The organism is Christiangramia marina, from assembly GCF_048285865.1.
GTDB classification, from domain to species: Bacteria; Bacteroidota; Bacteroidia; order Flavobacteriales; family Flavobacteriaceae; genus Christiangramia; species Christiangramia marina.
The window spans coordinates 343,527-369,531 of the sequence record NZ_JBLVTK010000002.1 but is presented as its reverse complement, the minus strand read 5'-3'; the positions used below and the strand labels follow the sequence as shown (position 1 = coordinate 369,531).

The 26,005-nt window shown below is 38.9% G+C and carries 23 protein-coding genes and 1 pseudogene; 10 read left to right on the top strand and 14 right to left on the bottom strand.

Annotated elements, in window-relative coordinates; genetic code table 11:
- From ACNKXS_RS08110 to ACNKXS_RS08070, 9 genes and pseudogenes are all read right to left on the bottom strand, one after another.
- Nucleotides 1–1,765: DNA translocase FtsK (locus tag ACNKXS_RS08110; RefSeq protein ID WP_417920444.1), on the bottom strand; the 1,765-nt coding region annotated here is incomplete at its 3' end.
- A 112-nt stretch (nucleotides 1,766–1,877) separates the two neighbouring features.
- A pseudogene (locus ACNKXS_RS08105) lies at nucleotides 1,878–2,843 on the bottom strand (alpha/beta fold hydrolase).
- A 41-nt stretch (nucleotides 2,844–2,884) separates the two neighbouring features.
- The gene (locus tag ACNKXS_RS08100; protein ID WP_417920443.1) at nucleotides 2,885–3,250 is read right to left on the bottom strand and encodes a diacylglycerol kinase family protein; all 366 of its coding nucleotides are present in this window, start codon (nucleotides 3,248–3,250) and stop codon (nucleotides 2,885–2,887) included.
- A complete protein-coding gene (gene tpx / locus ACNKXS_RS08095) occupies nucleotides 3,250–3,750 on the bottom strand; it encodes a thiol peroxidase (protein ID WP_141877259.1) in 501 nt (166 codons plus the stop codon). The genes ACNKXS_RS08100 and tpx overlap by 1 nt, the downstream gene beginning before the upstream one ends.
- A 125-nt stretch (nucleotides 3,751–3,875) precedes the next feature.
- Complete coding sequence (locus ACNKXS_RS08090) at nucleotides 3,876–4,124, bottom strand: DUF6952 family protein (protein WP_295179259.1); 249 nt, start codon at nucleotides 4,122–4,124, stop codon at nucleotides 3,876–3,878.
- On the bottom strand, nucleotides 4,105–4,419 hold the full coding sequence (locus ACNKXS_RS08085) for a thioredoxin family protein (RefSeq protein WP_141877261.1): 315 nt from the start codon (nucleotides 4,417–4,419) through the stop codon (nucleotides 4,105–4,107). The genes ACNKXS_RS08090 and ACNKXS_RS08085 overlap by 20 nt, the downstream gene beginning before the upstream one ends.
- 37 nt (nucleotides 4,420–4,456) lie before the next feature.
- On the bottom strand, nucleotides 4,457–5,095 hold the full coding sequence (locus tag ACNKXS_RS08080) for a peroxiredoxin (protein ID WP_417920442.1): 639 nt from the start codon (nucleotides 5,093–5,095) through the stop codon (nucleotides 4,457–4,459).
- A gap of 202 nt (nucleotides 5,096–5,297) precedes the next feature.
- Nucleotides 5,298–6,770, bottom strand: coding sequence for a Na+/H+ antiporter NhaC (gene nhaC, locus ACNKXS_RS08075; protein WP_141877263.1), 1,473 nt, complete (start codon nucleotides 6,768–6,770; stop codon nucleotides 5,298–5,300).
- Between the two features lie 156 nt (nucleotides 6,771–6,926).
- Nucleotides 6,927–8,141: an aminotransferase class I/II-fold pyridoxal phosphate-dependent enzyme gene (locus ACNKXS_RS08070; RefSeq protein WP_417920441.1), complete on the bottom strand. Its 1,215-nt coding sequence runs from the start codon at nucleotides 8,139–8,141 to the stop codon at nucleotides 6,927–6,929.
- 179 nt (nucleotides 8,142–8,320) lie between these two features.
- Between ACNKXS_RS08070 and ACNKXS_RS08065 the strand changes: the two genes are divergently transcribed.
- Nucleotides 8,321–8,779 carry an Lrp/AsnC family transcriptional regulator gene (locus ACNKXS_RS08065; protein WP_298524454.1) on the top strand — a complete coding sequence of 153 codons (459 nt, stop codon included), beginning with the start codon at nucleotides 8,321–8,323 and terminating at the stop codon, nucleotides 8,777–8,779.
- 101 nt (nucleotides 8,780–8,880) lie between these two features.
- Nucleotides 8,881–10,284, top strand: coding sequence for a dihydrolipoyl dehydrogenase (gene lpdA, locus ACNKXS_RS08060; RefSeq protein WP_417920440.1), 1,404 nt, complete (start codon nucleotides 8,881–8,883; stop codon nucleotides 10,282–10,284).
- A 295-nt stretch (nucleotides 10,285–10,579) separates the two neighbouring features.
- Here the strand turns inward: lpdA and ACNKXS_RS08055 are convergent, their stop codons facing one another.
- Together ACNKXS_RS08055 and ACNKXS_RS08050 are read right to left on the bottom strand one after the other, a co-directional pair.
- On the bottom strand, nucleotides 10,580–11,290 hold the full coding sequence (locus ACNKXS_RS08055) for a LytR/AlgR family response regulator transcription factor (RefSeq protein ID WP_417920439.1): 711 nt from the start codon (nucleotides 11,288–11,290) through the stop codon (nucleotides 10,580–10,582).
- Nucleotides 11,283–12,359, bottom strand: coding sequence for a sensor histidine kinase (locus tag ACNKXS_RS08050; RefSeq protein ID WP_417920438.1), 1,077 nt, complete (start codon nucleotides 12,357–12,359; stop codon nucleotides 11,283–11,285). The genes ACNKXS_RS08055 and ACNKXS_RS08050 overlap by 8 nt, the downstream gene beginning before the upstream one ends.
- Nucleotides 12,360–12,567: 208 nt before the next feature.
- Between ACNKXS_RS08050 and ACNKXS_RS08045 the strand changes: the two genes are divergently transcribed.
- On the top strand, nucleotides 12,568–13,011 hold the full coding sequence (locus tag ACNKXS_RS08045) for a MotA/TolQ/ExbB proton channel family protein (protein WP_417920437.1): 444 nt from the start codon (nucleotides 12,568–12,570) through the stop codon (nucleotides 13,009–13,011).
- Nucleotides 13,012–13,288: 277 nt separating this feature from the next.
- Here ACNKXS_RS08045 and ACNKXS_RS08040 read toward each other — a convergent pair whose 3' ends face one another.
- Nucleotides 13,289–14,632, bottom strand: a complete 1,344-nt coding sequence (locus ACNKXS_RS08040; RefSeq protein ID WP_417920436.1) for a DEAD/DEAH box helicase — start codon at nucleotides 14,630–14,632, stop codon at nucleotides 13,289–13,291.
- Nucleotides 14,633–14,692: 60 nt separating this feature from the next.
- Nucleotides 14,693–15,577, bottom strand: a complete 885-nt coding sequence (locus ACNKXS_RS08035) for an aldose 1-epimerase family protein (protein ID WP_417920435.1) — start codon at nucleotides 15,575–15,577, stop codon at nucleotides 14,693–14,695.
- Between the two features lie 83 nt (nucleotides 15,578–15,660).
- Here ACNKXS_RS08035 and ACNKXS_RS08030 point away from each other — a divergent pair, with 83 nt between their 5' ends.
- The 7 genes from ACNKXS_RS08030 (at nucleotide 15,661) to ACNKXS_RS08000 (ending at nucleotide 25,315) form a co-directional block, all read left to right on the top strand.
- The gene (locus ACNKXS_RS08030) at nucleotides 15,661–16,197 is read left to right on the top strand and encodes an NADPH-dependent FMN reductase (RefSeq protein ID WP_417920434.1); all 537 of its coding nucleotides are present in this window, start codon (nucleotides 15,661–15,663) and stop codon (nucleotides 16,195–16,197) included.
- Nucleotides 16,198–17,490 (top strand): aminodeoxychorismate synthase component I, encoded by a 1,293-nt coding sequence (pabB, locus tag ACNKXS_RS08025; protein ID WP_417920433.1) that lies wholly within the window; start codon nucleotides 16,198–16,200, stop codon nucleotides 17,488–17,490.
- Between the two features lie 42 nt (nucleotides 17,491–17,532).
- The gene (gene tilS, locus ACNKXS_RS08020) at nucleotides 17,533–18,846 is read left to right on the top strand and encodes a tRNA lysidine(34) synthetase TilS (RefSeq protein ID WP_417920432.1); all 1,314 of its coding nucleotides are present in this window, start codon (nucleotides 17,533–17,535) and stop codon (nucleotides 18,844–18,846) included.
- Nucleotides 18,847–18,948: 102 nt separating this feature from the next.
- Nucleotides 18,949–20,802 (top strand): CocE/NonD family hydrolase, encoded by a 1,854-nt coding sequence (locus ACNKXS_RS08015; protein WP_417920431.1) that lies wholly within the window; start codon nucleotides 18,949–18,951, stop codon nucleotides 20,800–20,802.
- A gap of 7 nt (nucleotides 20,803–20,809) precedes the next feature.
- Nucleotides 20,810–22,624 carry a DUF885 domain-containing protein gene (locus ACNKXS_RS08010; RefSeq protein ID WP_417920430.1) on the top strand — a complete coding sequence of 605 codons (1,815 nt, stop codon included), beginning with the start codon at nucleotides 20,810–20,812 and terminating at the stop codon, nucleotides 22,622–22,624.
- A 2-nt stretch (nucleotides 22,625–22,626) separates the two neighbouring features.
- Nucleotides 22,627–23,628 (top strand): aldose epimerase family protein, encoded by a 1,002-nt coding sequence (locus tag ACNKXS_RS08005; RefSeq protein ID WP_417920429.1) that lies wholly within the window; start codon nucleotides 22,627–22,629, stop codon nucleotides 23,626–23,628.
- 37 nt (nucleotides 23,629–23,665) lie between these two features.
- The gene (locus tag ACNKXS_RS08000) at nucleotides 23,666–25,315 is read left to right on the top strand and encodes a solute:sodium symporter family transporter (RefSeq protein WP_417920428.1); all 1,650 of its coding nucleotides are present in this window, start codon (nucleotides 23,666–23,668) and stop codon (nucleotides 25,313–25,315) included.
- A 79-nt stretch (nucleotides 25,316–25,394) separates the two neighbouring features.
- Here the strand turns inward: ACNKXS_RS08000 and galT are convergent.
- Nucleotides 25,395–26,005 (bottom strand): galactose-1-phosphate uridylyltransferase (gene galT / locus ACNKXS_RS07995; protein WP_417920427.1); only part of this gene is annotated, 611 nt, incomplete at its 5' end.

The following is a 26,005-nucleotide window of genomic DNA, read 5'->3' as shown; positions in this document are numbered from 1 at the left end:
CCTTCCCGGCGGTCATGATCAAATCTGCAAATTCATCCACTACCAAAACGATATAGGGCAGGAATTTATGTCCGTCATTGGGATTTAACTTTCTAGCCTTGAACTTCGTATTGTATTCCTTCAAGTTACGGCACATGGCATCCTTTAAAAGGTTATATCGATCATCCATTTCGATACATAAAGAATTCAGGGTATTGATCACTTTTGTATTATCGGTGATGATCGCTTCCCCATCATCTGGTAATTTTGCGAGGTAGTGGCGCTCTATCTTGTTGAATAAGGTAAGTTCCACTTTTTTAGGATCTACCAGGACAAATTTCACTTCAGCTGGATGCTTGGCATATAGCAGGGATGTGAGAATCGCATTCAAACCAACAGATTTACCCTGTCCGGTAGCACCAGCCATCAACATATGCGGCATTTTCGCCAGGTCGACTACGAAGGTTTCGTTACTTATCGTTTTACCCAAAGCTAGCGGTAACTCCATTTCTGCATTCTGAAATTTTGGCGAAGCGATCACCGAGCGCATGGAAACTATGCTGGCATTTTTATTTGGTACTTCAATACCAATGGTTCCTTTACCCGGGATTGGAGCAATAATTCTGATTCCAAGAGCAGAAAGCGATAGTGCAATATCATCTTCAAGATTCTTGATCTTTGAAATACGAATCCCGGCTTCAGGGACAATCTCATATAAGGTTACCGTTGGACCAACGGTTGCTTTGATCTGTGCAATTTCTATTTTATAATTCTTTAGCGTATCAACAATACGATTCTTGTTTTCTTCCAGTTCTTCCTGGTTGATCGTGATAGTGCCGCCATAATCTTTAAGCAGTTCGATCGTAGGGAACTTATAATTCTTTAGCTCAAGGGTTGGATCAAATTCACCAAAATCCTTTACCAGTTTTTGACTCAGGTTATCTTCTTCTTCCTCTTCAGGAGCAGCTTCAACTTCCATTGCCACATTATCCTCTTCCAACGGAGCTTTTACTTCCATCTTCGGAATAGTTTCCGGGCTGGTTTTCTTCTCAGGCTTCTTTTCTGGTTTGCTGCTTAGGTCAACTTCTGCAGGTTTTTCTTCGTCTTTTGGTAAGACAACTTCTTTTTTCCATTCAAGTTCTTCTTCAGTTTCTGAAACACTGGCCTGATGCTTTTGCATTGCGGTCTGAAGTTCCTGTTTACCTGAATTAAGGTAAGAACCAACCATTTCCGGTGTAACTTTCAGTCGTATCGCTAGGTAAGTAATTAGCAGAAATAGCATTAATAGAATGCTTCCGAAGAAGCCAAGATAATCCTGTAAAAAATCATTGGTTTCATAACCGATTCTACCTCCCAGAAGTGCATTTTTTTCAGCAAAATAACCAAGAACTATAGATAACCAGACCATCACCAGAATTCCCCAGAACCAGTATTTTCTCAGGCTGGAAATCTTAAATCCAAAGAATAAATAGATGCCGCTTAACAGTATTAAAAATGCGATAGAGAAAGAGGCTAGTCCGAAGCCTTTATATACGAAAAAATCACTTACAGATGCACCAAATTTACTCAACCAGTTCCTGGCTTCAACATCACGATTCCCAAGTTCCTGGAGTACGCTCTGGTCTGCCTGCCAGTTAAAAAGAAAAGATATAAAGGCAACTATAAGACCCAGACCAAATAGCATAAGAAAACTTCCAAGCACTACTTTTTGCTGCCTGTTGAGGCTGAAAGATAATTTACTGGATTTTTTTGTTGTTTTCCTGGTCTTAGGTTTCTTTTTGGCCATAGGTAGGTTGACGAATTTCGGCAAAAATACAAATTAGCCTTATCCAAATTAAGGAAAAAAAACTTCAATTTTCAAAGTTGCCCCAAATACAAGTCGTAAACGACTGGTTTTACTATTTATTCTTTAAGTAGGGTAGAAGTGCTGCTGTAAATTTATCGAAAGCTTCTATATGAGGTAAATGTCCGGTATCTTGAATTTCCATTAATTTCGCATTTGGTATTTTGTTTGCGGTTATTTCACCAAGTTCATCGTATAAACCCATGCCCGCTTTTACTTCCTCACTTACCAGGTTTTTACCTATAGCAGTTCGATCCCGGGTTCCAAGGATTAATAATGTTGGCATTTGCAGATTCTTAAATTCATAGACCACAGGTTGGGTAAGGATCATATCATAGGTGAGTGCGGCATTCCAGGCGATCAATGGATAATCTTCATTCAATGTCCATCCCGCAAGTAATTTAGCCCACTGTGCATAATCATCATTCCAATCGCCAGCATAATAGCTTTCCTTCTGGTATGTCTTGATACCCTGGTAGTTTTTATTTAATTCCTGCTCATACTAGTCGTCTACACTTTGATAAGGAATTTTGGTCTTCCAGTCTTCAAGTCCTATTGGGTTGAGTAAAACAAGTTTACTGATTATTTCAGGATACATTAGAGCAAGACGGGTTGCCAGCATGCCTCCCATAGAATGGCCTAATATGGTAGTCTTGGTTATCCCAAGTGTATCGATAAGTTTTTTGGTGTTTTCTGCCAGTTGCTGAAACGTATACTGGAAATGTTCTGGTCTGCTAGATTTTCCAAATCCTATCTGATCTGGCACCAGCACATTGTACCCTGATTTTTGAAGAGTATCTATGGTAGTTTGCCAGTATGCGCCGTTGAAATTCTTGCCGTGTAATAAGACTACGGTTTCACCATTTGGATTCTTCGCCTCTATATGCATGTAAGCCATAGAATAGGTGCTTTTCTGAATATGCAGCTCAAGAAAATCTACGTCATAAGGATATTCGTAATTCTTAAGATCTATGTCCAATTCCGGCAGTTCCTGAGTTGTAACAGAAAATACGGTACACAGGCAGAGAACATATACTTTATACTACTTCATGTAGTCGGGTACTAACTGGTTAAATAAGGAATATAGATAAATCCCGCGATGACGATCGCGATTATTGCAGCGATAAATACAGCACCTGCAGCAATGTCTTTAATATGCCCGATCTTATTATGAAAGTCGGGATGTACAAAGTCTGCCATTGCTTCTATGGCTGAATTCAATCCTTCAGCAGACATGACCATTCCAATTGCTACGAATTGAAACATCCATTCTGTTCTGGTGATATCAAAATACCAACCCGCAATGCAAACCAAAATCGAAATGACAAATTGCACCTGTATGCTGGCTTCATGGCGAAGCAGCAGTAGTGCACCTTTTAAGGCGTATCCTCCTCCTCTGATTCTCTTTCCGAGGAAAGTGTTTTTCATTATAACAGGGTTTTCAGCGCAGCAAGATAGTCTGGTTCATCCTCAATTTTAGGTACTTGTTGGGAGTGTATTACTTTAGCATCTTCATCAAGAACCACTACTGCACGAGATAGCAAACCTTCAAAGGGTCCGTCAAGAATTTCAACACCATAGTCTTTACCAAAATTTCTATCTCGAAAATCGGATAAGTTTACGACCTGGTTCAGTTCCTCATCGCTTACAAATCTTTGTTGAGCAAAAGGCAGATCTCTGGAAATACAAAGTATCACCGTATCCTTTAATTCTGAAGCTCTTTTATTGAAATTACGAACAGAAGTCGCACAAACTCCTGTATCTATACTTGGGAAGATATTAAGAATAACTCTCTTTCCTTTATAATCATCGAGGGTTCCAATCGAAAGATCAGATTTAATTAACTCAAAATGAGGAGCTTTCTCGTCAAGTGCTGGAAGTGAGCCGTACGTAGTTACCGATTCTCCACCAAGTTCAATCTTTGCCATTTCTATACATATATTAGATTGCTAAATTTATAGGATTGTCTTTCGGTTATTACTAAAATTATCATAAAACAACAAAGGCTGTTTCACAATGAAACAGCCTTTGTTGTCTGGTTTATCAAAAAGGATTATTTGTCTATAGACCCTAATACCTTCTTGACAAAATTATTAGCAGCATCCCTTTCAGGAGTACCGTCTTCTATCATTTTATGTACTTCTACGGCACCACAAAGATTAGTAAGCAATTCACCAATCACATCCATTTCTTCTTCAGAAACTGAACGGTGTTCAGTAAAGCTCTCTAGTACATCAATCGTACTTTCAAGTTTGTTTACATCGTTGTTTCGCTGTAAATGCTTAATTACTGGTAACTTCATCTACTAAGTTTTTTAATTGGTCAAACTTATTCGTTTGAACCTGATTCTTAAAACTTCCATTTTTAAAAGTTGCAAATGTTGGAAGGTTATCCACTTTCGCCAGTTTTCTCGATTCCGGATACTTTTCAGCATCTACAAGAATGAACTGCGCATTTTCATGCTCTGCAGATAATTTCTTGAATTTTGGCTTCATTAAACGACAGTTTCCACACCATCCCGCCATGTACTGTACTACCACAGTATCATTATCATTTACAATCTCACTTAAGTTATCCTGATCTAATTCCTTAATCATAGCAATTTTTTTAATGTTATTAATTCAGGGATACTTCTTAGTTAAGGCTTAAGTATGATGCAACTCCTTCGCGGTCTGCATTCATTCCTTCTTTACCTTCTTCCCAGTTTGCTGGACAAACCTCACCTTTTTCCTGTACGTGCGTATAAGCATCGATCAGTCTTAGGAATTCGTTTACGTTTCTTCCAAGTGGCATATGGTTTACACCTTCATGGAAAATTGTTCCTTCTTCATCAATAAGGTAAGTTGCTCGGTAAGTTACGTTATCACCTTCAAGAGTTACAGTTCCTGTTTCATCATCATAAGTTTCGCTCATGATGTCAAGAATATCAAGTCTAGAACTTAGATTACGGTTACTGTCAGCAAGAATTGGGTAAGTTACACCTTCAATTCCACCATTATCCTTAGGAGTGTTCAACCATGCAAAGTGTACTTCAGGAGTATCACAAGATGCTCCAACTACCATTACATTTCTCTTTTCGAACTCAGCCATTGCATTTTGAAATGCATGTAGCTCTGTAGGACATACGAACGTAAAGTCTTTTGGGTACCAGAATAATAGAACTTTCTTGTTGTTCTTCTGAGCCTCTTCCAAAATGTTTAATTTGAAAGTATCACCCATTTCGTTCATTGCGTCTACACTAAGATTTGGAAATTTTTTTCCTACTAAAGCCATATTATTATATTTTTTAAAATTAAAAATGTTCTTTTTCTACGCTGCAAAAGTATCATCTTTACTGCGTTTTCAGGAGATTTCGAATTTTATGATTTTATCACACAATAGAGCCTGTCTATGCATTGTGAAATTAACGATAGCGGTACTCTATAATCATCAAATACTCAGAAATTTAGCAGTAATTCTAAGGTTTTGACAACGACTATTTGGTGGAAATTTTTCTGATCTTTAGTCCGATAGCAGCGAAAAGAAGGGTCATAAACGGACTCAAATAGTTGAAGAAAGCGTAACCCGCATAGGAAAGTACAGGAACACCCAGAACTCCACTATGATAGGCTCCACAAGTATTCCAGGGAATAAGCACAGAAGTTACTGTTCCTGAATCTTCAAGACTACGACTAAGATTTTCTGGTGCAAGGCCTTTATCCTTATAAGCTTTTGCAAACATTTTCCCAGGTACTACAATAGCCAGGTATTGGTCTGAGGCTGTAACATTCAATGCAAGACAACTAAATACGGTACTTGCAAACAATCCAAAGGTGGTATGGAAAAGATTTAGAAGAGCTTTGCTAATTCTGGATAAGGCTCCAATGGCTTCCATGATTCCGCCAAACACCATGGCGCATATGATCAACCAGATAGTTCCTAGCATTCCCTGCATTCCGCTGGAAGCAAACAGGTCATTAAGAGTTTCAGAATCGGTTTCTACCGCCGTGTCTACTGTGATGGCATTCATGAGTCCTTTATATCCACTAATAAAATTAAGTTCATTCATTCCACTTACTGCCAGTACAATGTCTGGTTGTACAATAAGTGCAGCAACCGCTCCGGCAAGAGTTCCAACCAGTAAGGCTATGAGTGGGGATGTTTTTTTAACGATCAGAAATATTACGATCACAGGAACTATGAACAACCAAGGTGTGATAGTAAAGCTTTTTTCAATGGAAGCTAGAATTGCTGATGTATCTGTATTTCCACTCGTATCCAGATTAAGTCCAATAATTATAAAAGCGATAAGGGTAATTGTGATCGTAGGCACTGTGGTTAATGCCATGTATTTAATATGTGTAAAAAGATCTGTTCCCGCCATGGCCGGAGCAAGATTCGTAGTATCACTTAATGGAGACATTTTATCCCCAAAATAGGCTCCTGAAAGAATTGCACCCGCCGTCATGCCCAATCCAATTCCCAGCGCATCAGCGATCCCGATCAGGGCGATACCAACGGTAGCTGAAGTTGTCCAGCTACTTCCAGTAGCAACAGAGATCACAGAGCAAATAACAACACAGGCTGCCAGAAATATGGTAGGATTTAGAATTAGAAGTCCGTAATAGATCATGGTAGGGATAATTCCGCTTATAAGCCAGGTTCCTGCCAGAGCTCCTACCATTAAAAGTATAAGGATCGCTCCGGAAGTGCTTTGAATATTGCCGGCAACTTCATCAACCATGGTATCAAACTTCACCTTGTTGAAGTAACCAACGATCGCGGCAACGGCTCCTCCAAGTAGCAGGATGAATTGGTTAGAACCTCCAAGAGCATCATCACCGAAAACGAAAACATTGAAAGCTAACATAGCAACAAGAATAAGTACCGGAATTAATGCTTCCCAGATACTTAATTCCTTATTCTCAATTACAGGTTCATTTTCAGGATTTGCAGCAGAGTTTTCCATTCAGGAGATTCTATTTTTAAGGCATAAATAAAGCCTTAGGGTATTCTGAAAATCCTCAGATCTACCTTAAGGCTTGGAAATTTATAACCGGTCGTTAATGTTGTTCATTTTTTTATGAACGTAATTTTACGACATTCGGCTTAATCCTGCAAAATTTTAGACCATTTCAGTACTTAGAATACCTACTTCTTCCATACAATCTTTCATCATTTCGTAAGTTCTTGCAATATCATTATCCAACCCTATGGAAAATCGAATTAAACCATCACTTAATCCCATTTCTTCCTGCTCTTCTTCAGGAATTTCCGAAGAGGTTGAAGTTCCGGGCGCGCTGAACAGGGTTTTGTAAAATCCTAAACTTACAGCCAGATAGCCCAGATTTCTTTCCTGCATAAGTTCCATCAATTCATTTGCTTTATCCAGTGAACCAACATCGAGGGTCAGCATCCCGCCGAACCCATAAGATTCGTTCATCATAGTTTTGAAAGTTTCATGTCCTGGATGGGATTCCAATCCCGGATATACGGTTTTCAACCCATCCTCCTGAAATTTATGAGCCAGGAACATTGCATTGTGACTATGTTGCTTCATGCGAATATGTAGGGTTCGTAAATTTTTCAGAATGGAGGCGGCACGTAGACTATCCATCGTTGGACCCAGTAGCATAGCTGCGCCATCATTTACATTTCTAAGGTCGTTAATAAATTCCTTAGTGCCACAAACAACTCCCCCAACAGTATCACTGCTACCGTTGATAAATTTCGTTAAACTATGAATCACCATATCTGCACCAAGTTCAATCGGACTAATAGAAAGTGGTGAAAAAGTATTGTCTACTACCAGTTTTGAATTAGAAGCTTTAGAAATTTTAGCCAGGGCTTCAAGATCTGCGATTTCAAGTAAAGGATTGCTCACACTCTCACAGTAGATCACTTTTGTATTCTTCTGAAGGGCATTCTTCACCAATTCAGGCTTAGTGATATCTACAAAAGTGGTTTCAATTCCAAATTTTGGTGCGAAATTCTTCAGAAATGCATAAGTGCCGCCATAAACGGTTCTGCTACAAACAATATGGTCACCGGCATTGCAAAGCTGCATAAGAACCGATGTGATCGCACCCATCCCGGAAGCAGAGACATTAGCAGATTCTGTTCCTTCCATTGCTGCGAGTGCTTCGCCCAGATAAAGATTGGATGGGGAGGAATGCCGGGAATATAAGTAACAACCTTCGGCATTACCTTCAAAGGTATCGAACATGGTTTTGGCTGAAAGAAAAGTGTAAGTTGAAGAATCTGATATAGAAGGGTTCACACCTCCAAATTCTCCAAAATATTGTAAGTCCTGAATGTGATCTGCTGGTTTGTATTTCATGATTTCTGACTTTATATATTCAAATTTCTGGTAAAACCGACTTAAGAACAAGTAATATAGGTATGAGTAGAATATAAAACTATGAAGTGATTGTATTATAGATTAAATATCTAATTTTATAGTCTGCAAATAATTTTGACCGAAAAATTTTAAGTTCAGAAACCCATAATGATAAGCGTATGAAAATTGATGAGCTGGATAAAAGAATTTTAAAGCATCTTCAAGAGGATAGCAAAAAGACAAATAAGGAGATCGCGAATGACCTGAAACTTTCAGTTACTGCGATTTACGAACGTATTAAAAAGCTGGAACGCGATGGAATCATTGCGAAATATGTTGCATTAGTGAACCCGGAGAATGTCGGGAAGGGTTTTATGGTTCTTTGCCAGATCAAACTTATTCAGCACAAAAAAGAAATACTTACAAAATTCGAAAAGGATATCACCAGTCTACCCGAAGTTATCGAATGTTTACATGTGAGCGGAGACTATGATTATATATTGAAAGTTCTGGTAAAAGACATGGATGAATATCGTGAATTTATGGTCGCTAAGCTTACCAGCCTGGATCATATTGGGAGTACAAAAAGTGTCTTTACGATCAACAAAGTGAAGCAAAGCACGATCATTAATCTGTAATTCTTAAAATTTTGTCAGGACTCTCAGGTGCATTGGTCATTGTAGAGAATAGTCGTACTTTTGTAATCAATTTGTTCAAAAATTAGTAAAAACATACAATTATGAGTACATATGATGTTGCAGTTATAGGATCGGGACCAGGTGGATACGTTGCTGCGATTCGCTGCGCACAACTTGGGATGAAAACTGCGATCATAGAGAAATATTCCACACTTGGTGGGACCTGTTTAAACGTAGGTTGTATTCCAAGTAAAGCTCTACTTGATTCCTCACACCATTTTGAGGATGCGATCAAACATTTTGAAGAACACGGTATCGAAATTCCGGGAGAGGTAAAGCTAAACCTGGAAAAAATGATGGATAGAAAATCATCTGTTGTTCAGCAAACCTGTGACGGAGTGAAATTCCTTATGGATAAGAACAAGATCGATGTTTATGAAGGAGTAGGTTCTTTTGAAGATAAGACTCACATCAAGATTGAAGGAGAAGGAGATACCAAAACTATAGAAGCAAAAAAAATTATTATTGCTACAGGTTCTAAACCGGTAAGTCTTCCTTTTATTGAACTGGATAAGGAAAGAGTGATCACTTCTACGGAAGCACTTAAACTTAAAGAGGTTCCTAAGCACATGATCGTAATTGGTGGAGGTGTGATCGGGCTGGAATTGGGGCAGGTTTATCGTCGCCTGGGAGCTGAAGTAACGGTTGTTGAATATTTGGATCGTATCATTCCTACTATGGACAGCGCGCTTTCTAAAGAGCTTCAGAAAGTTTTAAAGAAGCAGGGAATCAAATTCCACGTAAGTACCAAAGTGAAGTCTGTTGAAAGAAACGGTGACGAGATCACGATAAAAGCAGATGATAAAAAAGATAAGGAAATCGAGATAAAAGGAGATTACTGCCTTGTTTCTGTAGGAAGAAAACCTTTTACAAATGGTTTGAACGCAGATGCTGCAGGAGTTGAACTTGATGATAAAGGTAGAGTTAAGGTAAACGAGCATTTGCAAACCAATGTAGATAATATCTATGCAATTGGAGATGTGGTGCGCGGTGCCATGCTTGCTCATAAAGCTGAAGAAGAAGGAACGATGGTTGCTGAATTGATTGCGGGGCAAAAACCTCATATCGATTATAACCTGATTCCGGGAGTAGTCTACACATGGCCTGAAGTTGCTTCAGTTGGAAAAACTGAGGAGCAATTAAAGGAAATGGGAGTGAAGTACAAGGAGGGTAAATTTCCTATGCGAGCTTTAGGACGTTCGAGAGCCAGTGGAGACATTGACGGACTTATAAAGATCCTTGCTGATGAAAAGACAGATGAGGTTCTTGGAGTGCACATGATTGGCGCAAGAACTGCAGATCTTATTGCTGAAGCGGTTACCGCTATGGAATTCAGAGCTTCTGCGGAAGATATAGCGAGAATGAGCCATGCTCACCCGACCTATGCTGAAGCTGTTAAGGAAGCCGCTCTTGCCGCTACTGAAAACAGAGCTTTACATATCTAGAATTAGATAAATTACGGTATATTTTTGAGCCCGGACGTTATGATGTCCGGGCTTTATTTTTTGCTTGCGCGAGGCTTCAGAATGCTCCATTTTTAAAAAAAATATTGATCCGGAAGTAGTACTTAAATACCGTGCAATATGAAACCGTTATTTTCCAGATCTATATCTCATCGATAATTACTGAAATTTTATAATCCGCAATCTTGCAATGAAGAATGCTGTACCAACCGTTGCACAGTAGCATATCAGTGGCAATTTTTTACATTAGATGCTGGCTTAAACAGGCTGAGAAATTTTAATCGAAGGTCTTAAGGATATTTAATGCCTTCTCCTTATAAGTGCGACTAATTGGTAACGACTTATTCTCTATAACAACTTCTTCATGAGAATACGACTCAATTTTACAGATGTTGATGATATATGATCTGTGAATTCTTAGAAAATTAGCATCTGGAAGTTTCTCTTCAATGGAGGAAATTGTCTCTCTGGTAACTTTCGTGCCTTCGGTGGTTTCTATTTTCAGGTAATCGCTCAAACTTTCTATCCATAAGATCTTCTGAAAATCTATTTTATGCATTTTCCGGTCGATCTTAACAAAAAAGAACTCATTGGAAGAAGCAGGCAGATTTTCGTTTGTTTGAAAAGAATAGAGGTGCCTGAAATTATTAACTGCATCAAGAAATCTTTCGAAGGAAATAGGTTTGAGTAAATAATCTGCTGCGTGAAGATCAAATCCCTCGATCGCAAATTCTCTGTAAGCGGTGGTGAAAATGATCTTGATATCTTTATTAATAGATTTTGCAAATGCGATCCCTGTAATTCCAGGCATGTTAATATCCAGAAATATCAAGTCAATTTTGTTCGAACTAATACAATTAAATGCCTCTGTAGCATTCCGGCAAGCCAGTACGATCTCCAGGAAATCTATCTTTGAAATATGATTTTTCAGAATGTCCAGGGCAACAGGTTCATCATCTACTATCAAACAGCGAATGTTATCAGGCATAAACAGTATTTTTGGAAAATTTCAGCATCAATCTTACGTAATAATGATCTGGTCTGGTCTCAATATCAAGTTGATAATTATTCTCATATAGCAGATCAAGTCTTCGTTTAATATTTTCAAGACCAATACCATTTTCTGAATGTTCTGCTGAGAGCTGAGCTTTTGAATTTTCTATCAAAAACATTAATTGGTCATTCTTTACTTTTATTTTAATGCTGATTTCCAATTTTCCATCGGCGCCACGACCATGCTTGAAACAATTTTCTACAAAAGGCAATAATAACATGGGCGCAATCTGAATTTCTTCTATGAATTCCTCGATTTCAAAATCAACGATGAGGAGCTCCTGAAAGCGTTTTTTTTCCAGATCAATATAGTTAGTGATATGTTTTATTTCATCCTTCAGCGAGACCACTGGCTTTTTGGTTTGGTAAAGAATATAATCCAGTAAATCTGAAAGTTGCAGGATCATTTCTGAAGTAGTATGATGATTAGCTAAACTTAGGCCATAAATGGTGTTCAGCGAATTGAAAAGAAAATGAGGATGAATCTGCATCTTCAGATATTGAAGCTCTTGTTCTTTTAATTTCAACTGCGCTTCAAGGATCCTGTTCTTTAGTTCTTCGTTCTTAGCTGCGGTAGAATAATTATATTTCAGCAGACTAAATGCGGAAGCAAGCGCCACTACCAGGTAGACGCTAATCATGATATAAATTAGACTTTTCGTAATAGGAAAACTACCCTGATATTCATAACCGGAAGTCAGCACCTTTGCGTAAAAAGCCGAAATTGTGATATAGCAGGCTGAAATTACAAGTGCAGCTAAGCTATATAGACCAAATTGCAAATACTTTTTCGGAATAATATATCGAGGAATGATCCTGTAAATAAATGTATAGGTAGTCAAAATGGTGACAGGCAGAAAGAAAGATGAAAAGTTCATTACCTGCATGAATGCTGAATCTTCAAATCCAAAAAAGAAGGTGAAATAAAGCAAGACCACGAGCCAGAAAAGGCTGTGTAGTAGAAATTTCTTTCCTATTCCCAGGATGACCGAACTTAGCTTCATTAGTGGATAAAAATGTGACTTAATTTCGGTTAATAAAAATTATTGCGACGAATTACTATTTTAAGGAGCTGGATAACATCGCTTTCAGAATAGAACTGGAAAAATTTGGTAACTGGTAGAATCAGGTCAAAAACACGCAACTGGTCTCAATTCTAAATTTTTGAACCAACTTCCTCCTAAGTTTGCTATCATTAACCAATAAAACTAAATGATGATTTTACTAAGTAGTATTCTTTTTCAAAACCCGGGTTTCTTTCAGCAGCTTGGGGATCGAATTAATGAAGGTGGACCATTAGCAATGAGCCTTATCTTAATTTCATTCTTTATTATAATATTTCTGGTCGTTCGGGCAGCCATCAATGTAACTGCAGCTGGGCATAAATTTCGAAAGAACATTTCTCTGATTAATCAACTGGCATTGATCGCATTAGTGATTGGACTCTTTACGCAATTTATAGGCCTGATACAGATCTTTGATGCTTTTGAGTCACTTGATAACGTGAACCCGGCAATGTTTGCAGCAGGGCTGAAAGTGAGTTTACTGGCTCCATTATTCGGTGGATTTACCTTTTTGTTTGGTAGGATCTCCAGTTTTATTCTCAATTGGATTCGCAAGTCTGATCTCGATGCCAATACGACTAACACTTACTAGGTCTATCATCAATCAATTTGCGAACAGCCATAACCCTGAAGGGTATTAACGTGTAGTAAATTTTATAGCGCTTTATTATTTTTCATTTTCGTGAAGAAACATTCACTACATTTAACCGTTAATTCTAATTTCAGAAATCATGGCGAAAGAAAAATCACCTTCAAAGAATTCAGCTAAGAAAGAACCGGTGCTGAGTTTAAAAGAAAAGAGAGCAGCGAAGGCAGCAAAGAAGAAAAACAGATCATAAACATAAAGGAGCGCAAATGCGCTCCTTTTTTTATTTTTTCCATCTCCGGTTGGCGTTCTTGTCACCACGGGTTTTTGGTTTCTTATATTTTTTGGCAATTTCCCGGCGATAACTACCCCCAAGATTTACCTTTTTATTTTTATCTTTTTTCTCGTGAAATGCCGGTCCTGCTTCCTGATCATCTGAATGCGGATTATAGATCTCTATAGATCTTGGCTTTTCTTCCTCGATCAATTCTGTGGAAATTTCAACAGTCTCCGGGATCGAATGTTCCGGAATTTGCATATCCATCAGGGTTTCGATCTTATTGTAATTTTCAGCTTCAGCTTCGGTTTTGAAAATGATCGCTACACCTTTCTTTTCAGCACGACCGGTACGACCAATACGGTGCATATAATTTTCAGGATAATGCGGAGTGTCCAGGTTGATCACGTGTGAAACATTCTCGATATCCAGACCACGAGCCATTACATCTGTAGAGATCATGATACGCGTACGACCTTCAGCAAATTCCTCCAGACTGTTGAGTCGGTAATTCTGACTCTTTCCTGTATGAACCATACTTACCTGATGCCTGAATTCGGCATTAAGAATATCGTATAGTTTATCAGCAAAACGCTTATCGGTCGTGAAAATCAACACTTTTTTATATTCATCTTCATCGGTGAACAGTTCTTTAAAAAGATTCGCCTTCGTATTGAAATTAGGGACTTTATAAGCTCGCTGCTCTATATTTTCAAGAGGTGTACCACTTACGGCAACCGATATTTTCTCGGGAGTTTTGAAGTTTGCGTCGATCATCGCTTCCACGGTTTCGGTCATAGTTGCCGAAAACATAATACTCTGCCTGTTCTGCGGAAGCAGTTCGAGGATATTATTCACCTGGAATTTGAATCCAAGATCCAGCATCACATCCACTTCATCGATCACGAATTTCTGAATGGATTTTAACTGAACAGCTCTGCGAAGTACAAGATCATACAATCGTCGTGGAGTCGCTACCAGGATGTCCTGTCCCTGCATTAAATCCTGGTGTTGCGTATTTATGTTAACGCCGCCATAGATTCCTGAAATTCGTACATTGATATACTTTGCGATCTTTTCTATTTCCTCAACAACCTGGACTACCAGTTCACGGGTTGGAACAAGAATCAAGATCCGTGGATTTTTTTGTTCTGAATATTTGAGCATTCTTAACAGTGGTAGCAAATAGGCAAAGGTCTTACCAGTTCCCGTTTGCGCGATCCCAACAACATCCCGTCCAGACATGATCGATGAAAACGCCTGTTCCTGGATTGGAGTAGGTGTCTGGAAATTAAGATCTTCCAATGCATTACGCAGTGGAGTGTTTAGGTTTAGATCCTGAAAGCTCAAAGTATAAGTTTTTATTTTTGCAAAGGTACTGCTTAACGTGCTAACCTGCACATTTATATACTAGTAAATGCTAATCTGGTAACTAGCCTTAAAATCATCATTCGCATTCAGCACTTCATTCCCGGCTTTTTCCTTGAAATTTTTACTAGAATTTGCAAGATCCGTATAGCCAAGCCATGGTTCTATGCAAACAAAAGCTGCGTTTGGTTTTGCCCAGATCCCAAGGTCCTTGAAATCTTCAAATTCCAGACCTAAAATAGCACCTTCAGTTTTGCTGTGCAGCTCTACTTTTTTTGATGTAATACTTCTGAAGATTAACGCGTCTTTATCGAAGAGATCTGGTCTAAGCTGTAGGTTTTGCTCATCTTTAAGTATCACTTCCTCTTTCTCACCAAGTAAGCCGTTTTTATCAAGGATCTCTGTCGTAAGGTCTAATTTCTGGTCAAACTGAAGGGAATAATCCTCGATTTTTTCATTTTCAGAATAGAGAATATTGAAGGCTGGATGACCTCCAAGCGAGAAATATAAAGGCTTATCATCAAGATTGGTAACATGATGTTTTACCTCCAGTTGCTTATCCTTCAGAATAAAATAGATCCTGAAGGCGAATTTAAATGGATACATTTTTAAGGTTTCTTCAGAATAAAGAAGTTCAAAAACAAGCTGATCTTCGGTTCTCTCTTTTAGTCTTATCTGGTCGTTATGCCGTATGATTCCATGTTTTGGTAGACTATAAGTTGCGCCTTCAAATTTATATTCCCCATCTTTCAGCATTCCAATAATTGGAAAAAGAATAGGCGCATGACTTCCCCAAACATTTGCATCTGCCTGCCAAATATGTTCTCTTCCAGATTTTTTATTCAGAATACTGCAAAGCTCGGCGCCAGTTTCCAGAACTCCAATCTTTAGATGTTCATTCTCTATATAATGAGTGGTCTTCTCCATAAATTTTATTTAAGTTGCTCTCTTACCAGGTTTTTAAACGAAAAGCTAAGATAAATTTTCAGTAATTTTAGAGAAAATCAAACATGAAAAAGATTCTTGCCTTCGCTGGTTCTAACAGCAGTACTTCCATAAATCAAAGACTTTTGGATCATATTACTGGACGTATTCAGGGACATGAGATCAAAATGCTTCAATTAACCAATTTTCCTTTGCCAGTTTATGATGAAGATATCGAAAGGGAATCGGGAATTCCAATGAACGCGAAAATCATTCACAATCATATTCGTGATCATGACGCCTTGATCATTGCGGTGAATGAGCACAATGGCACTGCTTCTGCATTTTTTAAGAATATCATCGACTGGCTATCCCGGAATCAGAAAAACTTTCTTGAAGGAAAAAAGATCCTTTTGGTAAGTACTTCTCCGGGTAAACGCGGAGCCAAAGGTTCTCTGGATTATTGCCGTGATATCTTCGGAAGATTTGGCGGCGATGTGATCGAAAGCTTTAGTTTTCCATCATTTCAGGATAATTTTGAAGATGCTAAGGTGACAAACGAAGTGCTGGATATGGGAATTGAAGATGTGCTTACTACCTTTGCGCATCAAATCGAAGCATAATTGAGAACAAAAAGATCTTTCGCCGTACAGGATATGGCAGATTTCAAAAAGAAATTACTCACCTGGGGAAGCAGCTTTCCGGATGTCGTATGGCTAGATAGTAATCTGGATTCTTCGGAAACTACCGAATTCGAAGCAGTACTTGCTGTAGAAGCATTTACCGCTATCAAAACCGATCATCATAATGCCTTCGATAAGCTGAAGGAATATCAGCAAACTACCAAAGACTGGATCTTTGGTTATTTAAGCTATGACCTTAAAAATGACGTTGAGCGACTAAAATCTTCTAATTATGACGGACTTCAATTTCCAGATCTTTATTTTTTTCAGCCTCAAAAACTGGTATTTTTAAAAGATAATATTGTTGAATTTGTTTACCTGAGAATGGTAGATGACGAAATTGAAACTGATTTTGAAGAGATTCAGAATCTTAAGTTTAAAACTGAAATTGCTGAAGAGAAAATAGAAATACAATCCAGAATTAGTAAGGAGGAGTATCTTGAAAAGGTAGGAGCAATGCTGGAACATATACATCGTGGGGATATTTATGAAGCGAACTTATGCCAGGAATTCTTCAGTGAAAATGTGGATCTAAATGCATTTTCTATCTACCAGAGTCTTAATGAGATCTCAACACCTCCTTTCGCTGCTTTCCTCAGACTCGAAAACATCAATCTGGTTTCGGCTTCCCCGGAGCGTTATCTACGTAAAAAAGGTGAACAATTGCTTACCCAGCCCATTAAAGGTACTGCGAGAAGATCTTCCAATCCTGAGGAGGATAAGGAAATTGCTCTTAATTTGGCCAGGGATCCAAAAGAAATGTCGGAAAACGTCATGATTGTGGATCTTGTTAGGAATGATCTTTCCAGAATTGCTGAAAAAGGCTCAGTAAAAGTGGATGAACTGTGCAAAGTGTATTCTTTTAAACAGGTACACCAGATGATTTCTTCAGTCACCGCCACGATTGCCAAAGGCATTGAACCGGTGGAGGCACTACGAACGAGTTTCCCCATGGGAAGTATGACCGGAGCACCCAAGATTTCAGCAATGAAGATCATAGAGAAGCTAGAAAGTACTAAGCGCGGACTCTATAGCGGCGCTGTGGGCTATTTCTCTCCAGAAGGTGATTTCGATTTTAACGTGGTAATTCGTAGTATTCTTTATAATTCTACGAATAAGTATCTGTCATTTTCTGTAGGAGGAGCTATTACTGCCAAATCGAATCCCGAAAAAGAATATGAAGAATGTCTGTTGAAATCCAAGGCATTACGTGAAGTTCTGGAGAATCTTTAAGCTGCTTTTTATTAAATTCAGGCTTTGTATATTTGATTAGATATGGAAAAAGCCTTCAAAAAGATCATCAAAGAGGAATACCCTTTTCTTTGCACCAATAAATTGTTGATCGCCGTAAGTGGTGGTGTGGATAGTGTTGTTCTGGCGCATCTATGTAAGTTGTCAAAAATGGAGTTTTCCGTCGCACATTGTAATTTCAATCTCAGAGGAGAAGAAAGTGATGCAGATGAAGCCTTTGTAAAAGAACTTGCAGAAAAATTGGAAGTCCCATTTTTCACTCAGAGTTTTAATACGCTGAAGTTTGCTGAAAATGCTGGTATTTCTATTCAAATGGCTGCCCGGGAATTACGTTACAACTGGTTTGAGGAACTTTCAAATTCCATGGAGTTTGATTATACTTTAACAGCACATCATGCGAATGATAATCTTGAAACTTTTTTGATCAATCTTATTCGTGGTACCGGCCCGGAAGGTTTGCAGGGAATTAAAGATAAACATCGTCAACTCATAAGACCACTAATCAATTTTTCCAGGTCTGAAATCGAAGAATTTGCCAATAGTAAAAGTTTAAAATGGCGGGAAGATTCCAGTAATGCTTCAGATAAATATATGAGAAACCGTATAAGACATCATATGGTGCCACTTATGCAGGAGCTTAATCCACAGTTACTTGAAACTTTTGCGAAAACTCAGCAACATTTGAACGAAAGCATGGAACTGGTAGAGGATTATATGAGTCTGCTTTATCCAAAGATCATAAGTAGGGACGTGTTTGGTTACGCCCTGGATATTGCCTTTTTAAAGAAAGTGCCTAATTCGAAACAGGTACTTTACCAATTGCTCAAATCATTTGGGTTTACTGAGTGGAACGATGTGCATGACCTTATGGACGCGCAGACTGGTAAAATGGTGCTTTCAGATACCCACAGGCTTATTAAGGATAGGAATAGGTTATTGCTTACTGAGATTCAGGATGAGTCGATCAATAAAGAATACCAACTTGAAAAAGGGGAGGAGTTTGTTATGATCCCTGAATTTGGAACTCTGCATTTGACCGAAGTTGAAAAATTTGACAAGTCGGCAAACCACAGTATTTTTGTCCCTATTCGCAAATTAAAATTTCCTTTGCTGATTAGGAAATGGAAAGAGGGTGACTTTTTTGTTCCCTTCGGAATGAAAGGAAAAAAGAAGCTGAGTGATTATTTCAAAGATGAAAAATTCAGCTTACCTCAAAAAGAGCAAACCTGGCTACTATTTTCTGGAGAAGATCTCGTCTGGATTATCAACCAACGTGCAGATAATCGCTTTTCCGTAGAAAAAGGAGATCGGGAAATCCTGAAAATAAGCTTCAGCTAAAAGAATAGACATATTTATTGTGTGCAAGTTCGTGTTTTTCCTGAATTCCTTCAGGAATACTTACCTAATTTCTATCTTTAGACGCTTTATAAAAATAACCGAATGAAAATATTCAATACTTCCCTGTTTTTAGTATTACTTCTGTTTATACTGAATCCCTTAAGTGCTCAAAATGAGACAGATTACGATGTCAAAGACCATTACGATAAAATGGAAGTAGACATCCCCATGCGAGACGGTGTAAAACTTCACACTACGATCTATACTCCAAAGGATACTTCAGCTGAATATCCCATATTGATGCAGCGAACTCCCTATAGTTCCCGACCTTATGGAGAAGATCAGTTCAGATCCAAGATCGGTCCTAATGAGATCATGATGAAAGAAGGGAACATTATCGTTTATCAGGATGTACGCGGTAGATGGATGAGCGAAGGAAAATATGATAATATGCGTGCCTTTATTCCGAATAAAAAAGGGAAAGAGGTAGATGAAGCCAGCGATACTTACGATACGATAGAATGGCTAATCAATAATGTGGAAAATAACAATGGAAAGGTTGGAACCTGGGGGATTTCCTATCCAGGATTTTACAGTACGTATTCACTTTTAAGTGGGCATCCAGCTCTTAAAGCAGCATCTCCTCAGGCAAGTATCGGTGATTTCTTCTTTGATGATTTTCACCATAACGGCGCTTATTTACTAAGCTACTGGAGAGCTACGGCGGTTTTTGGATATCAGAAAGATACTCCTGTAGATACCAGCTGGTACGACTTTCCAGATCTGAAAACTCAGGATCAATACCAGTTTTTTATGGATGCGGGTCCCTTGAGCAATCTCGATGAATATTATAAAGAGGATAACGAGTTCTGGCAACAGCTAAAAGAACATCCAAATTATGATGAGTTCTGGCAAAAACGAGGGATCGTTCAGCATATGAAAGATATTAAGCCGGCGGTAATGATCGTGGGCGGACTATTTGATGCAGAGGATCTGTACGGACCTTTCAATATTTATAAGAGCATAGAAGAGAATAGTGAGAATCACAATATGATCGTTTTTGGTCCCTGGAGTCATGGTGACTGGGCAAGGGAATCTGGAAGACAATCTGTAGGGAATGTCTATTTTGGCGATAGTATTTCCACTCATTTCCAAAGAGATTATGAAACCGAATTTTTCAATCATTTTCTGAAGAAAAAAACTAAGGATGCTTTGCGATTACCGGAAGCACACATTTATGACACTGGAGCACGCGAATGGAATGATTATGCTGAATGGCCACCTAAGAATACTACAGATAAAACCTGGTATCTGGGAGCTAAGGAGCAATTATTAGAGACATCTTCAGATCATGAAGAAACTTTTGTGAGTGATCCAGCAAAACCAGTTTCTTATAACAATGAGATCAAAATGGTGTTTACGCCAAGAGAATATATGTCTGGAGATCAGCGGTTCGCAGCCAGAAGACCAGATGTTCTGGTGTTTGAAACGGAAGTTCTGGAAGAAGATATGAAAATGACCGGACCGATTGAAGCAATGTTGAAAGTTGCAACAACGGGAACTTCAGCAGACTGGGTGGTAAAATTGGTGGATGTTTATCCTGAAGATGCAGAGAACTACGAAGAAACCATGCCTCATCTTAAAATGAGCAATTATCATATGATGGTTCGTAGTGAGGTGATGCGTGGAAGATTCAGAAATAGCTTCGAAAAACCGGAAGCATTTGAGCCTAATAAAAAGACCGATGTAAATCTTACGTTGCAGGGTGTGAATCATACCTTTAAAAAAGGTCATAAAGTCCAGATCCAGATTCAGAGTACATGGTTTCCACTAATCGACCGGAATCCACAGACTTATGTAGATAATATCTTTGAAGCTGAAGAGGAAGATTTTCAGAAGCAAACACATACGATCTACGGAGATTCAGCCATTAAATTTTCAGTTTTAGAAGAATAAGCTTAAAATGAGAAAATCAGTTTACCTATTGTTATTCGGAATTTTGCTAAGCTCATGTGGCAATGAAAAGCAAAATTCAGATTACTCTGAAGAGGAGCAGCAAAGCGCTTCCGAAGAAATGAACGCTTACTTTGCGCGTGAGTTCGAAAAAGAAGTTCAGGAATCTCCAGAGACCCAGACCCGAAGAGGGCTGAAAACAAATTATGATCGATGGGATGATTATTCCAATCTTAAATATGCAGAAGATCTTGAACAGGCACGGGAACGTATGGATTACCTGGATCAGGTAGATGTAGCAGCTTTGGATGAAGATACCAGGTTGAGCTACGATCTGTATCGCAGGCAGGTTCAAAATGAGATCGATGATTATGATTTCAGGTTCTACAATTATCCTATTGAGCAAATGCACGGGCTACATGCAGAACTTCCTGCTTTTCTAATCAATATGCATCGCATAGATTCCATTGGTGACGCCAGGGCTTATATTGCCAGACTGGAAGGACTTGAGAAAGTGATGAAAGATGTGATCGAACAGTTGCAGCTTAGAGAACAGAATGGTATCATTCCTCCTAAATTCGTATTCGACAGAACACTTGATGCTTCAAGGAACATCATCAAAGGAAAGCCATTTTCGAAGTCGGCTAACGCCAGTGCCTTACTGGAAGATTTCACCACGAAGATCGATCAATTAGATCTGGAAGATGCGGAACGAACTAAACTGGTCAATGCTGCGGAAGAGGCACTTGTAGATCATGTTCAGCCTGCTTACCAGAGTTTGATAGATCATTTGGAGAATCAGCAATTGCGCGCTACTGAAGAAGCTGGTGTATGGAAATTCCCAAAAGGGGAGGAGTTTTATGAACTTGCTTTAAAGAGAGTAACCACCACAGATCTTTCGGCAGAAGAAATCCACCAGATAGGTTTGAGCGAAGTAGCTCGAATTCATTCGGAAATGGAGAAGATCATGGAACAAACAGGTTTTGAAGGTAGTCTTCAGGATTTCTTTGATTTCATGAAAAATGATGAGCAATTTTATTTTGCAGATACTGAAGCTGGAAAAGAAGAATATTTATCACAAGCTAAACAGGTGATCAATACTATGAAAACCAGGCTTCCGGAATTGTTCCATACCATGCCTGAAGCAGATATCGTAGTAAAAGCGGTTGAACCTTTTAGAGAAAAAAGTGCTGGTAAAGCTTTCTATCAACAACCCGCTCTGGATGGTTCCCGCCCTGGAACTTACTATGCCAATCTTTATGACATGAAAGCGATGCCTAAATATGAAATGGAAGCACTGGCATACCATGAAGGAATTCCAGGCCATCATATGCAGATCGCTATTGCGCAGGAACTGGATTCTATCCCAGAATTTAGAAAATTCAGCTTTTACACTGCTTATGTGGAAGGTTGGGGATTATACAGTGAATATATTCCGAAGGAAATAGGATTCTATAAAGATCCTTATTCAGATTTTGGTCGGCTTGCTATGGAACTCTGGAGATCCTGCAGACTGGTTGTAGATACCGGGATTCATGCTAAAAAATGGACCAGGCAGGAAGGAATAGATTATTATCGTGAAAATACCCCAGCTGCTGAAAGTGCCTGCGTTAAAATGGTAGAACGACATATTGTAATGCCAGGACAGGCGACTGCTTACAAGATAGGGATGAACAAGATCCTGGAACTAAGAGAAAAGGCGAAAACTGCACTGGGAGAAGCCTTTGATATACGTGAGTTTCACGATGTCGTTTTAACGGATGGTGCTTTACCACTAACAATTCTGGAGACTAAAGTGGACAACTGGGTACAGAGTAAAAAATAAGTATGTTGAAAACAGTACAGGAAGAAGATCTAAAGATCATCGAGCTAGAAAATGGGCAGCAGAGCAAGCTAAAGATTTTGAACCTTGGAGCGACATTGTTTAGCTTTAGTTTAAAAGATAAGAATGACAAGCCGGTAGAAGTTGTTGCAGGTCCTGCCCAGATCACCGATTATATTAGCGAAACTTACTGGGAGCATAATAAATGTTTTGGAGCCAGTATTGGTCGTTTTGCGGGAAGAATTGCTGAGGGGAAATTCAGCATTGGAGAGGAAGATTTTAAACTGGAAGAGAATTTAGACAAAGCACATTTGCATGGAGGAGTTAATGGATTTCAAACGAAGATATGGGAGATCAAAAAGATCACAGAAGCACCGAATCCTTCAGTAAAACTGACTTACGTAAGCAAGCATATGGAAGAAGGTTATCCTGGCGAAATTAAAGTTGAGACTACCTACACCCTGACCGAGGATAACAAAGTGAAGCTTTCATACCAGGCCACAACAGATAGAAATACGATCATTAACCTGACCAATCATACCTACTTCAATTTGAATGGAGGAGGCAGTATTAGCGATCATTTCATGCAGGTAAATTCTTCCAAAATACTGGAACTGGATGAATACAATCTACCAACAGGAAATTTGACGAAACTCAGGGATCATCCTAAGGACTATCGAGAGAATAAGTTGTTGGGTAATAGAGAACTTGATGATGTTTACGTGCTTGATGTTATGGAAAATGAAGTGCAGGCACAATTATTCGCTCCGCTCACTGGTATTAAGCTAAAAGTGATGAGCAATCAGCCAGTGTTAGTCATCTATTCTCCGGAAAGTCTTCCGGCAGATATAGTGTATCTCAATAAGTTGGATAAGAACTTTCCAGCGGTCGCGATCGAAGCACAAAACTATCCTGATGCTCCTAATTTCAGAAACTTTCCTAGCAGTCTGCTAAAACCGGGTGAAGTCTATGAAAACAACATCGTTTTTGCTTTTTCTGTAAAATAATAATTCTATATTTAACCGAAGATTTTAAGAAAAGATTATGATAGGAATTTTATCCTTCGTTGGATTTACAGCACTCGTAGCTATTATCGCATATTTCGCAACCAGAAGAACTGATGAGTCCACCAGTGATGGTTATTTCTTAGGTGGCAGAAGTCTGACTGCCGGCGTAATAGCAGGTTCTTTATTACTAACAAATCTCTCTACCGAGCAGATCGTCGGTTTGAATGGAAGTTCATATGCCAACGGTTTATCGGTAATGGCCTGGGAAACTCTTGCCGCTATCGCCATCGTCGTTACTGCGATTTTTTTACTACCAAGATACTTGAAAGGAGGGCTCACTACGGTCCCGCAATTTCTGGCTGAACGATATGATGTCACCACCAAAACACTTACTTCAGGTTTATTCCTTACAGGATATGTAGTTGTTCTGTTACCAATTATTCTCTATTCCGGATCTGTAGCGATCAGCGGGATGTTTGACGTTCCAACTCTATTAGGAGTTTCAGATGATGCAGCTATTAAGATCTGCGTATGGGGAATTGGAATTATTGGATCTATTTATGCTGTTTTTGGCGGATTAAAAGCAGTAGCCGTATCTGATAGTATCAACGCAATCGGACTATTAATCGGAGGGATTCTGGTACCTATTTTTGGATTGGTGATCATTGGAGATGGTAGTTTTTTGGAAGGAATCACAACGCTAACAGAAACTAATCCAGAGAAATTTCAGTCCATGGGAGATGAGACCAGCCCGGTTCCTTTCCATACTCTTTTTACAGGAATGATGTTGGTACAACTTTTCTATTGGGGAACTAATCAACAGATCATTCAGCGTGCTCTTGCTGCTAAAAATCTGAAGGAAGGACAGAAAGGTTTAATGCTAGCCTCTTTTATCAAGATCCTAGGGCCACTGATTGTTGTTCTTCCTGGTATCATCGCTTTCCATATTTTTGGTGCAGATCTGGAAAATGGAGATGAAGCATACCCGCTTTTGGTGAATAGAGTATTGCCTGGTTATTTAATTGGATTCTTTGCAGCTGTTATTTTTGGAGCGATTCTAAGTTCCTTTAATAGTGTATTAAATAGTTCGGTAACCCTCTTCGGAATCGATATTTACAAGCAACATATTAATAAGGATGCTAATGAGAAAACCATCGTTCGTTATGGTAAAATCTTCGGAATAGTGCTTGCCGTCGCAGCAATGTTCATTGCTCCTTTAATAGCCAATGCAGGTAGTTTATTTGACTATCTACAGGAAGTGAATGGAATATATAGTATTCCAATCTTAACGATCATTGTAGTTGGTTACTTAACCAAGTATGTTCCAGCTATAGCTGCAAAAATCGGACTTATATCAGGATCTCTACTATATATCCTAAGCCAGTTTGGACTGAAGCCATACCTCGCTGAAAGTGCTTTAGAAGATGCCGCCGCCAGTGGAATTACAGATGCTGCTGAATTAGCAGCCATTGAGGCAAGCGCCTATCCTCACTACCTGGATGTTATGGCAATTCTTTTCGTTCTGAACGTCGTGATCATGCTGGTAATAGGAAAGTTAAGACCTCGTAAAACACCTTACTTACAGGAACATACAAAACAAGTAGATATCACTCCTTGGAAATTTGTAAAACCAGTTGGTTTTGCAATTATCATCATTGTTGTTGGCGTATATGCATATTTCGCTTAACACTAAACAAAGATCAATAAATAAAAAACCCTCGAAAGATCGATCTTTCGAGGGTTTTTAAGTTGCAGTATGTTCAGAATTAGCTCTTGTTAAAGTGTTTATCAGGTTGCGCATTCAGCATTGTAACCGCCTGTTCTGCCGTGATGTCTCGCTGAGGTCCTGCAAACATCTCATAACCCACCATAAATTTCTTTACCGTAGCAGATCGCAATAATGGCGGATAGAAGCTCATATGAAAGTGCCACTCAGGATGTTCCTTGCCATTGGTTGGGGCCTGGTGTATCCCGGAAGAATATGGAAATGATGTTTCAAACAGGTTATCATACTTTATAGTCAGCTTCTTTATAATATCTGCAAAAGCGATCTCTTCATTCTCGTCAAGATCTGTTATTTGCTGAAGATGCCTTTTAGGAATGATCATCGCTTCGAAAGGCCAAACCGCCCAGAATGGAATTAAGGATACGAAATGCTCATTCTCATCCAGAATTCGTTCTCTTAAAGCCAGCTCCTGACGTAAATAATCACCCAGAAGGCTGGAGTTGTTCTTTTGCCAGTATGCTACGAATCTTTCTGATTTTTTCGAAATTTCGGTTGGAATGGAAGATTGCGACCATATTTGTCCATGAGGATGCGGATTGCTACACCCCATAATAGCGCCTTTATTTTCAAAAATCTGGACGTAATTGATGT

What these genes read in the sequence shown, in the direction of transcription:
- ACNKXS_RS08100 (WP_417920443.1), bottom strand. Translation starts at nt 3,250, where the DNA reads ATGAAAAACACTTTCCTCGGAAAGAGAATCAGAGGAGGAGGATACGCC.
- tpx (WP_141877259.1), bottom strand. Translation starts at nt 3,750, where the DNA reads ATGGCAAAGATTGAACTTGGTGGAGAATCGGTAACTACGTACGGCTCA.
- ACNKXS_RS08090 (WP_295179259.1), bottom strand. Translation starts at nt 4,124, where the DNA reads ATGAAGTTACCAGTAATTAAGCATTTACAGCGAAACAACGATGTAAAC.
- ACNKXS_RS08085 (WP_141877261.1), bottom strand. Translation starts at nt 4,419, where the DNA reads ATGATTAAGGAATTAGATCAGGATAACTTAAGTGAGATTGTAAATGAT.
- ACNKXS_RS08080 (WP_417920442.1), bottom strand. Translation starts at nt 5,095, where the DNA reads ATGGCTTTAGTAGGAAAAAAATTTCCAAATCTTAGTGTAGACGCAATG.
- nhaC (WP_141877263.1), bottom strand. Translation starts at nt 6,770, where the DNA reads ATGGAAAACTCTGCTGCAAATCCTGAAAATGAACCTGTAATTGAGAAT.
- ACNKXS_RS08070 (WP_417920441.1), bottom strand. Translation starts at nt 8,141, where the DNA reads ATGAAATACAAACCAGCAGATCACATTCAGGACTTACAATATTTTGGA.
- ACNKXS_RS08065 (WP_298524454.1), top strand. Translation starts at nt 8,321, where the DNA reads ATGAAAATTGATGAGCTGGATAAAAGAATTTTAAAGCATCTTCAAGAG.
- lpdA (WP_417920440.1), top strand. Translation starts at nt 8,881, where the DNA reads ATGAGTACATATGATGTTGCAGTTATAGGATCGGGACCAGGTGGATAC.
- ACNKXS_RS08055 (WP_417920439.1), bottom strand. Translation starts at nt 11,290, where the DNA reads ATGCCTGATAACATTCGCTGTTTGATAGTAGATGATGAACCTGTTGCC.
- ACNKXS_RS08050 (WP_417920438.1), bottom strand. Translation starts at nt 12,359, where the DNA reads ATGAAGCTAAGTTCGGTCATCCTGGGAATAGGAAAGAAATTTCTACTA.
- ACNKXS_RS08045 (WP_417920437.1), top strand. Translation starts at nt 12,568, where the DNA reads ATGATGATTTTACTAAGTAGTATTCTTTTTCAAAACCCGGGTTTCTTT.
- ACNKXS_RS08035 (WP_417920435.1), bottom strand. Translation starts at nt 15,577, where the DNA reads ATGGAGAAGACCACTCATTATATAGAGAATGAACATCTAAAGATTGGA.
- ACNKXS_RS08030 (WP_417920434.1), top strand. Translation starts at nt 15,661, where the DNA reads ATGAAAAAGATTCTTGCCTTCGCTGGTTCTAACAGCAGTACTTCCATA.
- tilS (WP_417920432.1), top strand. Translation starts at nt 17,533, where the DNA reads ATGGAAAAAGCCTTCAAAAAGATCATCAAAGAGGAATACCCTTTTCTT.
- ACNKXS_RS08015 (WP_417920431.1), top strand. Translation starts at nt 18,949, where the DNA reads ATGAAAATATTCAATACTTCCCTGTTTTTAGTATTACTTCTGTTTATA.
- ACNKXS_RS08010 (WP_417920430.1), top strand. Translation starts at nt 20,810, where the DNA reads ATGAGAAAATCAGTTTACCTATTGTTATTCGGAATTTTGCTAAGCTCA.
- ACNKXS_RS08005 (WP_417920429.1), top strand. Translation starts at nt 22,627, where the DNA reads ATGTTGAAAACAGTACAGGAAGAAGATCTAAAGATCATCGAGCTAGAA.
- ACNKXS_RS08000 (WP_417920428.1), top strand. Translation starts at nt 23,666, where the DNA reads ATGATAGGAATTTTATCCTTCGTTGGATTTACAGCACTCGTAGCTATT.